Source organism: Pelotomaculum sp. FP, from assembly GCF_004369245.1.
GTDB classification, from domain to species: Bacteria; Bacillota; Desulfotomaculia; order Desulfotomaculales; family Pelotomaculaceae; genus Pelotomaculum_C; species Pelotomaculum_C schinkii.
On the sequence record NZ_QFGB01000091.1, the window covers coordinates 1 to 10,474 of the forward strand.

Annotated in this window: 12 protein-coding genes; all 12 read left to right on the top strand. The window is 49.7% G+C overall.

Features of this window, described 5'->3' with window-relative positions:
• Nucleotides 1-396 precede the first annotated feature (396 nt).
• The 12 genes from Psfp_RS20165 (at nt 397) to Psfp_RS20215 (ending at nt 10,275) form a co-directional block, all read left to right on the top strand.
• A complete protein-coding gene (locus tag Psfp_RS20165) occupies nt 397-738 on the top strand; it encodes a DUF5320 domain-containing protein (protein WP_134220306.1) in 342 nt (113 codons plus the stop codon).
• Between the two features lie 461 nt (nt 739-1,199).
• Nucleotides 1,200-1,673 carry a DUF134 domain-containing protein gene (locus Psfp_RS20170; RefSeq protein WP_134220307.1) on the top strand — a complete coding sequence of 158 codons (474 nt, stop codon included), beginning with the start codon at nt 1,200-1,202 and terminating at the stop codon, nt 1,671-1,673.
• 258 nt (nt 1,674-1,931) lie between these two features.
• Complete coding sequence (locus Psfp_RS20175) at nt 1,932-2,324, top strand: iron-sulfur cluster assembly scaffold protein (RefSeq protein WP_134220308.1); 393 nt, start codon at nt 1,932-1,934, stop codon at nt 2,322-2,324.
• A gap of 45 nt (nt 2,325-2,369) precedes the next feature.
• Nucleotides 2,370-3,137: a DUF364 domain-containing protein gene (locus tag Psfp_RS20180; protein ID WP_192895561.1), complete on the top strand. Its 768-nt coding sequence runs from the start codon at nt 2,370-2,372 to the stop codon at nt 3,135-3,137.
• Between the two features lie 186 nt (nt 3,138-3,323).
• On the top strand, nt 3,324-3,563 hold the full coding sequence (locus Psfp_RS20185; protein WP_134220310.1) for a MoaD/ThiS family protein: 240 nt from the start codon (nt 3,324-3,326) through the stop codon (nt 3,561-3,563).
• Between the two features lie 134 nt (nt 3,564-3,697).
• Nucleotides 3,698-4,678 (top strand): GTP 3',8-cyclase MoaA, encoded by a 981-nt coding sequence (moaA, locus tag Psfp_RS20190; RefSeq protein WP_134220311.1) that lies wholly within the window; start codon nt 3,698-3,700, stop codon nt 4,676-4,678.
• A 39-nt stretch (nt 4,679-4,717) separates the two neighbouring features.
• On the top strand, nt 4,718-5,152 hold the full coding sequence (locus tag Psfp_RS20195; protein WP_134220312.1) for an MOSC domain-containing protein: 435 nt from the start codon (nt 4,718-4,720) through the stop codon (nt 5,150-5,152).
• Between the two features lie 201 nt (nt 5,153-5,353).
• Nucleotides 5,354-5,863, top strand: a complete 510-nt coding sequence (gene mobB / locus Psfp_RS21930; protein ID WP_192895562.1) for a molybdopterin-guanine dinucleotide biosynthesis protein B — start codon at nt 5,354-5,356, stop codon at nt 5,861-5,863.
• A 38-nt stretch (nt 5,864-5,901) separates the two neighbouring features.
• Nucleotides 5,902-6,669: a HesA/MoeB/ThiF family protein gene (locus Psfp_RS21935; RefSeq protein WP_192895563.1), complete on the top strand. Its 768-nt coding sequence runs from the start codon at nt 5,902-5,904 to the stop codon at nt 6,667-6,669.
• A gap of 36 nt (nt 6,670-6,705) precedes the next feature.
• On the top strand, nt 6,706-6,885 hold the full coding sequence (locus tag Psfp_RS20205; protein ID WP_134220313.1) for a hypothetical protein: 180 nt from the start codon (nt 6,706-6,708) through the stop codon (nt 6,883-6,885).
• A gap of 187 nt (nt 6,886-7,072) precedes the next feature.
• Nucleotides 7,073-8,314 (top strand): gephyrin-like molybdotransferase Glp, encoded by a 1,242-nt coding sequence (gene glp, locus Psfp_RS20210; RefSeq protein WP_134220314.1) that lies wholly within the window; start codon nt 7,073-7,075, stop codon nt 8,312-8,314.
• Nucleotides 8,315-8,337: 23 nt separating this feature from the next.
• Nucleotides 8,338-10,275, top strand: a complete 1,938-nt coding sequence (locus Psfp_RS20215) for a molybdopterin biosynthesis protein (protein WP_192895564.1) — start codon at nt 8,338-8,340, stop codon at nt 10,273-10,275.
• Nucleotides 10,276-10,474: the final 199 nt, after the last annotated feature.

Consider the following 10,474-nt stretch of genomic DNA (forward strand, 5'->3'; position numbering starts at 1 on the left):
GAATATGACACCATCTCCGATAAAGCGCTGGCTGTTGGCGGAGGGGTTTTGGAGGCGGTATATCATTTCCTTAACAGCAACCAGTGAACACATTGAATTACGCAAAGGAACATGATTTGTAATGAAGGATTATCAATCCTGAACGGGTTCCTAAGGTCAGGATTGGGTGCAGCGATTGGCTCCGTCTAGTTTAAAAAAAATTAGTTGCCAGGGATTATTTCCGGGGGTAACTAATTTTTTTGCTCAAGGATTAGTTATACTTCTTGAAAAATGTTGACATATGCCCAAAACCAATTTAAGATAATAATGGGCATATACCTATTTTAGTAAGGCTAGGAATAGTTTTTATAATTTCGTGTAATCGCGATTATTCTAATAAAACGGAGGTGGACAGTTATGCCAGGAGGAGACAGGACTGGCCCGCTGGGATTAGGAGCTCGTACAGGTAGAGCAGGCGGGTATTGCGCAGGCTTTGGAGCGCCGGGTTATATGAATCAGGTACCTGGCTTTGAATATGGCCCTGGACGTGGACAGGGGGCAGGTTTCGGCCCGGCCGGCGGCCGGGGAGCCTTCCGGGGACGCCGTTTGGGGCGTTCTTTTAGTGGCGGTTATCAGTATAGCGCTCCAGCATACATTCCTATTCTTTCAAAATTTTTGCTTCATTTGTCAGATAAGCAACTTTCCCTGATGGAAAAAAGGCTCGCAGAACTGGAAGTTTTAAAGAAAAGTAAGGATTAGTAACTATCAACACAAAAACATAAATGGCATACACAAAAGGTGGCTCTGCAGTAAGAAATCTTTAACATTAAGATGGCGGGGTCACCTCTTCTTTATGGTTGTAACTGTGGCGCCTTGCGTTTTGGTTTCCATAATTGCTAATAGGATGACGGCAAAATGATGTTTCATTCATAAACTGCTATTGCTCATGCTTGTGCCTTTGAATGAATTAATAATTGACATATGCTCTAAATAATTTATACTTAATATATGAAAAACGCCCATTGTGTCAATGAATAACATATTATGCCATAAGAGAAGATATGGGTTCTATGACAGGAAGGAGCAGGTTCATGTGCAGGTAAGTATTACCCGGTTTTTGCCAATCATGGAGGAGTTGAGAATGAAAAATGTAGTCCCGGTAAATAAGTGAAATATGGTAGAATAAATATAAATAAGAATATTGAAAGGGGAATGCCAAGTTGGCAAGACCGCCTAAATTGAGAAGGGTTGAATTCATTCCAAATATACAGCACTTTGTGCCTTTAAGCATACAAACAAATACTATCGGAGAAAACGTTTTACTGATTGAGGAAATTGAAGCTATACGTTTAAAGGATCTAGAAAAACTGGAGCAGGAAGAGTGTGCCGAAAAAATGGAAGTATCTAGGCAAACCTTCCAGCGGATCCTCAATAATGCAAGGGAAAAAATTGCCGACAGCATTATAAAAGGAAAAGCTATACGTATAGAAGGCGGGAATTTTACCCGCAATATTTGTCCGGTGCGATGTCTTGATTGTGGTAAAGAGTGGAAGGAAAGCTATGAAAACTTTGAAAAAATAATTAATGGCGAATACTCATGTGCGAATTGCCGATCAAAGAAAATAATCTGCCTGCATACCAATGGTCAAAAATTTTGTCGGCGCAATTGCTGGAGAAGGGGAAGGATTGATTAATAAACTATATTTAAAAGAGTCTTGTAAGGCTCTTTTTATTTTTATTGAGTAACAGTGGATATTTCTGGTTTTTGCTGTTTAGAAATATTATCACTGGTTACACTGCTTTGTAATTATTGACAGATTGGTGAAAGAGTGCTATTATTCTTTATAGCCAAATGGGCAAAAGCCCATAATACCCATTGGTCAGCAGCGGAGATGCAGTTGAATTCTTGGCATTTGAATTCTTATCTTAAATTCTATTAAGGACGTGACTGTATGTACGATGAGGTCTATAATGATACGGTATTTGACCATTTCATGAACCCTAGAAATGCTGGAGTGATAAACGATGCAGATGGATTTGGGGTTTGTGGTGATCCTGGTTGCGGTGATTTTTTGACCATATATATCAAAGTTGCAAACGACACCATTGCGGATATAAGCTTTCTTGTTTTCGGATGCGCTGCTGCAATAGCAACAAGCAGTATGACAACTGAACTGGCCAAAGGTAAGACGTTAGAGGAAGCAATAAAAATAACTGAAGATGATATTATAGAGGCATTGGGCGGGCTGCCGGAGCATAAGCAGCATTGTTCAAACCTTGGGGTAAAAGCTTTAAGAAGCGCTATTGAGAATTACTATAATAAAACAATTGAGAAATACCAATAGGGTAATTAACTATTTATCATCTTTTAAGTTATGGAGGCTCCCAGCATGATTTTAGAACGTGTTTATGATTCAGCCCTGTCAAGGCTTGCAGGGAAAAAAATAAAAGAGGTCAGGATAGGCCTGGAATTGATGGCTGTTGAACTGGATGACGGGGCAATAGGCGTTACCTATGTATTAAGAAAAGAAATAGGTCATGCCTGTGCAGCGCTTCCCAAGGCCGGAAGCCTTTTGGGAATGCCTGCCGGGGAGGTTGCCGGGTGGACTCTGCAAGGCAGAAATGTGATAACCGTTGCAATGGGGTTAGCTGTATTAAATTCTGTAGCTGAATTCGATAAGCTGGAACAGGTGGAAAATCCGTCCGGCGCAGACGCAATATTTTCTGTAGAAATTCAACCCACTGATACCGTCGGGATAATTGGTCATATCGGTCCTATTATTGCGAATCTGAATGGCAAAGTCCACCGTCTGTTAATTTTTGAAAGAGGTGAGAGCGCCACCGGGCATGTTTACCCGGAGTCGGCACAACCTGAACTTTTACCGGAGTGTAAGGTGGTTTTTATCAGCAGCACATCTCTTATCAACAGAACACTGGAAAAACTCTTAAATTATTGCACCGGGGCTCGAGATGTGGTTATGGTAGGTTCCAGCACGCCTTTATACCCCGACGCTTTTAGCGGTTCCGGGGTTACTGTCCTTTCAGGAACAAGATGGCAATTGTCACATAGAGACGCTATTCACCTTGGTATAAGCCAGTGCGCCGGAATGAAGCAATTAATCAAGTACGGGCAGAAGATGTCAGTAAAAGTTAAGTAATAAAAAAAATCTGCCAGAGTTAATTTTTATACCATTAATGGTTACTATGTTGCATAATGGATGTATGGTTATTCATCAATTTAAAAAAATTGCCGAGGATTGTCCCATTTTAGTATATATGATATAATTTATTAACTTCTGCGGAAGTTTTATTTAGCGTTCCTTGCAAGAGGAGGCTTAAACTCCATGCATTTAGAAGTAAGAGTGTTTAGTGGGTTGGAAAAACATATTCCGGGCGCCCGCTTCGGACAGCCTATAAAGGTAAATATCACGGAGCATTTTACCTGCAGGATGCTTTTGGACAAGCTCAATATTCCGGAAAAAGAGGTATTTATTGTACTTGTAAACGGTGTGAACAAGGCGCTTGATGACGCGCTTGCTGATGGTGACCGCATATCTCTTTTCCCGCCGGTTGGTGGAGGTTGATATTATGCTGACCGAGGTAGGAACGGGGCAACATTCGTGGACGCCCTTTTAATTTTTAACGGCATTTATTTAGATTAATTTTTTGAGTAATTGACTCGTCAAATGACTGGACAACATTTGGGAAGGTGATAAGAATGCGGGATACCTATCAGCGGGATATTAACTATCTAAGGGTTTCTGTTACTGATCGCTGCAATCTGCGCTGTGTTTACTGTATGCCGGCTGAAGGCGTTAAGGCTCTTCCCCACGACGAGATTTTACGTCTGGAGGAAATAGAAACCATCGTTAGAGCTGCCAGTCTTACAGGAGTCAAAAAGATACGCCTGACCGGTGGGGAGCCGCTGGTGCGTTTAGGGCTGGAAAGCCTGATCCAGCGTATTTCGAACATCCCGGGCATAGACGACCTTACCCTGACCACCAACGCCCTGCTTCTACCAGGCCATGCGTCTTCTTTAAAGGAAGCAGGTGTTAAAAGGGTGAACATAAGCCTGGATACCCTGCGGACGGAACGCTACCGTGAAATAACCAGAGGCGGCGATCTTGCTACAGCTTGGGAAGGCATCAATGCTGCATTGGACGCCGGAATGCACCCGGTCAAGATCAATACGGTGGTGATGCGCGGCTTCAACGACGACGAAGTGGTGGCAATGGCCCGGCTCACTTTAAACAGGCCGATCCATGTGCGTTTTATCGAGGTGATGCCGATCGGCTCCTCAAATTCCTGGACCAACGGGCGCTTTGTGCCGACTGAGGAAATTATAGCGCAGATAAGCTCCAAACTAGGCCCGCTCCTTCCGGCCAAGATGTCTTCCGGCAGCGGTCCCGCCAAGTATTATCAACTGAAAGGCGCGGAAGGCACGATTGGCTTTATTGCCTCGATGAGCGAGCATTTCTGCCAGAGCTGCAACCGACTGCGTCTTACAGCGAACGGCGCTTTGCGGCCGTGTCTTTACGACAGCCGCGAGGTAGACCTTAAGACACCCCTGCGTGCTGGAGCCGATCTCAAAGAACTCGCGGATTTATTTATGGATGCGGTAGCTCTCAAACCGGATCGCCACCATATGCTGGAGGGCTGGCGTGACAAAAGCAGGGTTATGTCCCAAATCGGCGGCTGATCACAGCACAACACCGTTTACGGAAAGGGAGTACTATGAATGGGTATAATAAAAGCGGTATGCGCCAGTGCCGAAAAAGGAATGCGTAAAAAGGATGTTGGGGAAGGATTGCTGGTGCAGGAGCATGGCCTGCAGGATGATGCCCACGCCGGTTCCTGGCACCGCCAGGTCAGCCTGTTGGCCATGGAAAGCATTGACAAAATGAAAGCGCTGGGTCTTGATGTGGGACCCGGTGATTTTGCCGAAAATTTGACCACCGAAGGAATTGACCTGGTCCACCTGCCTATCGGTACCCGGTTGAGAATCGGAGCTGAGGCAATAGGGGAGGTCACACAGATCGGTAAGGAATGCCACAACAGGTGCGCTATTTATTATCAGGCGGGTGATTGTGTGATGCCGAAAGAAGGCATTTTCATCCGGGTTCTGAACGGTGGTACGGTCAAAAACGGCGACACCATAGAAGTGATATCTTAACTGTGTTTTAAAGCAGCTTATACGTTCCGATGCGGGTGCGAATTCATTCGCACATGACCCACAAGGAATGCAGTAGAAATCCCCAGATCTGCTTCGCTGCACAAGTATGATTTAAATCGCGCTCCCATTATGAACCAGCTCAGGTATACAATGCTGGCGCATCGTAATAACATTTCGCTTTTTAAGGCCGGGAGGTCAAGTATGGAAAGGACGATACCCGTGATCGGTCTGGCCGGTTACTCCGGCTCCGGCAAAACAACATTTCTTGAAAAGCTGATAGTTGCATTAAAGGGCCGGGGCTACCGGGTGGGCGTGATCAAACACACGAGCCACCCGGTTGAATTTGACCGGCCCGGCAAGGACACCTGGCGGCACGCCCGGGCCGGCGCCGATGTGGTAGCCCTTGCTTCCCCGGACAACGTGGCTGTGGTCAGGAAGTTTCAAGCCGCTCCCGGTCCGGAAGATGTCCTTCCGCTGGTGGATGGAGTGGACCTGATCATCATCGAGGGTTTTAAAAAGGGCAGCTGGCCCAAAATAGAAATTATACGCGATGGAGTACCGGAGCGCCCGGTTATACCGGCGGAGGAACTGCTGGCTGTGGTAGGCGGGCCTGCTCCGGTAGAGGGCGTTCCTTTTTATGGTTTTGAAGACGCGGCGGCGGTGGCGGACCTGATCGAAAGGCAATATCTCAAGAAAAGCTGTCATGTATAGACCTTTACACTTCATGATGATCAAAGGAGCGTAACAAGGTGCAAACAAGAAGTCTCACAGCGGAGCAGCATGAGCTGTACAAAAGGAATATATTACTGACCGGCGTTGGTGTGGCAGGGCAGGAAAAACTGCTGAACTCCGGCGTGCTGTTGGTAGGAGCCGGCGGTCTGGGTTCGCCGGTTGCTTTTTACCTTGCGGCCGCAGGAGTAGGACGGATGGGATTGATTGATGCGGATACAGTGGGGCTTTCCAACTTGCAGCGGCAAATTTTACATGCTGTACCAGACCTGGGCCGTCCTAAGGTTGTTTCGGCAGGTGAGAAGCTGCACGCGCTCAACCCGGATTTAATTTTGGACCTTCACCAGGAACTCTTTGACGTTAGAACCGCTGCCGATTTGGTTCCGAACTACGATATTGTCATTGACTGTACCGATAATTTCCACGCGAGGTATGTCATCAATGAAGCCTGTCTCAAGGCGAACAAGCCTTTTGTTTATGGCGGGGTGCTGGCCTGGGCCGGCCAGATGTTCACGGTTTTACCCGGCCGGGGGCCCTGCTTCAGGTGCATCTTCCGCAACGACCCGCCTGCCGACGCTCCCTCCACTTCGGAGTTGGGCATTCTCGGTGCGGTCCCAGGGGTAATCGGGGTATTGCAGGCTTCCGAAGCCATTCGCTACATCCTCGGGACAGGGGAACTGCTGGTGGGAAGGATGCTGATCTATGACGCGCTTTCAGCTTCGTTCTGTGAAGTTTCTCTGGAACGGGACAGTGAATGCCCGTCCTGCGGCAACATGAACTGTGATTAATTTTTATTTAGAATCGAAAAAGAAAGGGTGGGCAAAATGTCAGAAATAGCGTCTGAAGTTTTGGAAGCAGTGCAAAGAGCGGCCAAGGATGGCCGGATTAGCTGTACGGAAGCCAGAAAATTGGCGGAAGAGCTTAAAGTTCCGGTGGGGGTTGTGGGTGAGGCAGCCGACGAGCTAAAAGTTAAAATCAAGGCCTGTGAGCTTGGCTGTTTCTGATTACGCTGTTTTTCATTGCAAACAAAGATTAGCAAACATAATGCAATTTCAATTAAAACAGTTGTTGGATTTGGGTCGTAGGGTGTAAGGCATAAAAGAATATTTTATAGATTCAAGGCGGTATCTTAAGAGACCACCTACGCCCTACGCCTTATGCCTTACGACTTTTTAACTTTTGAGGTGTTACATGGCCGAACTATTTAATGCTTTAACGGTGCACAAAGCACGGGCGGCTTTAGCCCTGCACCTGCCGCCGGCCAAGCCGGGTGTTAAACTGGCTCTGCTGGAAAGTCTGGATCACCGGCTTGCTCAGGAAGTACGGGCGTCGGAAGATGTACCCGGCTTTGACCGTTCAACGGTAGACGGCTATGCCGTGCGGGCAAGGGATACTTACGGGGCCACCGAGGGTATGCCTTCATATGTCGATATCGCCGGTGAGGTGACGATGGGCCGGGCGCCGAAGGGTGGGGTCAGAACCGGTCAAGCCTGGCGGATAGCCACCGGCGGCATGCTGCCGGCGGGGGCCGATGCCGTAGTCATGGTTGAATATACTGAAGAACTTGACGCGCGCACCATCGGCGTCACCAGGCCGGTGGCCCCCGGTGAAAATGTGGTACGGCGGGGTGAGGATATCGGCGCGGGAGAGATCGCGTTACCCGCCGGTCACCGGATCAGGCCCCAGGACCTCGGCATGCTGGCGGCAGTCGGTATCACCCAGGTTGAGGTGGTCCCGCCTCTAAAGGTCGGCATCATATCAACGGGGGATGAGCTGGTTGGTCCGGCAGACACTCCCGGACCCGGCCAGGTCAGGGATATTAATTCCTATGCCCTTTACGGCGCGGTACATAATTGCGGGGGGGAACCCCGGCTTTACGGGATGGTCAGGGACATATATGAAGAGTTAAAGATAACTCTTGAGCAGGCCTTGCAGGAAAACGACCTGGTGCTCCTGTCGGGGGGAAGTTCAGTGGGCGCCCGGGACGTGGCGGCCAGAGTAATCGACGCGATGGGAGAACCCGGGGTGCTGTTCCACGGCATTTCGGTTAAACCGGGCAAGCCTACCGTTGGGGCGGTTGTGAACGGCAAACCGGTCTTCGGCCTGCCGGGTCACCCGGCTTCCGCCATGGTTATTTTTGAATTGATGGTGGCGCCTTTGTTGCGTACAGGAGGCTATCATTTTGATGGAGAGGACCACCCGCTGGATTTTCCTCTGCGGGCTGTTATTACCCGCAATCTTCACTCGGCTGCCGGCCGCGAGGATTACATCAGGGTCAAGTTGTCCAGCCGTGATGGACAGTTTTATGCCGACCCGATTCTGGGTAAGTCCGGCCTGATCGGGACTATGGTCAAGGCCGATGGTCTGGCCCACATCCCGTTCGGTAAAGAAGGTGTTGAGGCCGGAGAACTGGTGGAAGTGAAATTATTTTAAAAGATAATAGGGGTTGAATCAGTATGAAGCGCAAGGTGTATCTGGACGACTTGCCCTGGGAAGAAGCCCTGGAAAACTATTTGACTTATCTTGAGAGGATCGGAGCGCTGCATCCCGGCCGGCCGGAGTCCATCAATGTGGAAGAAGCCCTTGGGCGGGTCACCGCCGCTCCTGTCTATGCCCGTATTTCTTCACCCCATTACCATGCCTCGGCCATGGACGGCATGGCTGTTAAGTCAGCTGACACCTACGGGGCCTCCGAAACCACTCCGAAGCATTTGAAAGTCGGGGCGGAGGCTGTTCTTGTTGATACCGGAGATCCCCTCCCGGCAGGTTGCGACGCGGTAATAATGATCGAAGACGTGCATTACGTGCAGCCCGACGTGATAGAAATCATCCAGGCCGCCCATCCCTGGCAGCATGTCCGTATGGTGGGGGAGGACGTTGTCGCCACAGAAATGATCCTGTCCGCCAACCAACTGATCAGGCCTGTAGATATCGGCGCGGCCCTGGCGGGCGGCATCCTTAAGATATACGTCCACCCGAAGCCGAAAGTTGCCATATTACCTACCGGCACGGAATTGGTCCAGCCCGGTACGGAGTTGAAGCCGGGAGATATTATCGAATATAATTCCCGCCTGCTGGGCGCTATGGTGAAACAGTGGGGGGCTGTCTCCATGCGCCGGGAGATTACCGTTGATAATTTTAAAAGCCTGCAGGAAGTAGTTGCCTCTGCTGTCGACGAGGCCGATATTGTTTTAATCAATGCCGGGTCATCAGCCGGAAGCGAGGATTTTACCGCCGATGTGATCAGCTCCCTGGGCAAGGTCCTGGTGCATGGGGTTGCCACCAGGCCGGGCAAGCCCGTAATCCTGGGTGAGGCGCATGGAAAACCGGTAGTCGGTGTGCCGGGTTATCCGGTTTCGGCTTACCTGGGTCTCGACCTTTTCGTTAAGCCGCTAATTTGCAGGAAACTGGGCGTCGTGCCGGCCCAGCGCAGTACAATCGAAGCCATCATCTCCAAGAAAATGGTATCCCCCCTGGGGGTTGAGGAATTTGTCAGGGTCAAACTGGGTCAGGTTGGCGAGCGAGTTATCGCTACCCCCATCTCGCGTGGCGCAGGTGTGTTGATGTCCCTGGTGCGGGCCGACGGGATGATCCGGTTGCCCCGCTTGTCGGAAGGCTATAAAGCCGGTGAAAAGGTCCCCGTGGAATTATTCCGGACACCGGAGGAAATCAGGGAAACCAGCGTGATCATCGGCAGCCACGACATAGCTCTGGATGTACTGGCCAACTACCTGCGGCAAAAGTATCCTGCCGCCACCCTTTCATCTGCCCACGTGGGCAGCCTGGGCGGACTGACTGCCTTGAAGCGCGGTGAGGCGCATTGTGCAGGTACGCACCTTTTGGATGAGGAAACCGGTACGTATAACGTGCCTTATATTGAGAGGCTTCTGCCGGGGCGGGAAGTAGTCCTGGTAAACCTGGCGCACCGGGAGCAGGGTCTGATCGTGGCCGCCGGCAACCCCAAGGGTATTCAGGGACTGGCAGACCTCACCCGGCCGGATATAACCTATGTCAACCGCCAGCGTGGCGCCGGCACCAGGATCCTGTTGGATTACCTGTTAAGGAAAGCCGGTATCGAGCCTGACCTTATCCAGGGTTACGAACTTGAGGAGTACACTCATATGAGTGTTGCCGCCGCCGTTAAGTCCGGGTCGGTAGACGCCGGGTTGGGCATCAGGGCTGCGGCCCAGGCTCTGGAATTGGATTTTATAGCTATTGAGGAAGAGCGCTATGATCTCTGCATCCCGGCGGAATTCTGGGAAACCCCCCATATCCAAAGAATGCTGGTCGTCATGGCCGAGCCCTCCTTTCAGGAAGAGGTAAGAAACCTGGGCGGCTATGACCTGCGTGACTGCGGGCGGGTAATGTGGAGGAGTAAAACAATCCAGGGTTAAGACTGTTCACACGCTGCATAGAAAAATCCGCTTTCAGAGTGAAAAGAACTCGTGGCGGATTTTTTTGTTTTAATGTCAGGGATGGAGCAGGAAATTTTAACAGGTAAAGATAATTATTAGCTCTAAAGGGTGGTAATTATTGTTTTAAGGTTTATCTTGCAGCCAATCGGGCGCCGATATTTATGCAGCTTTTTCCTGG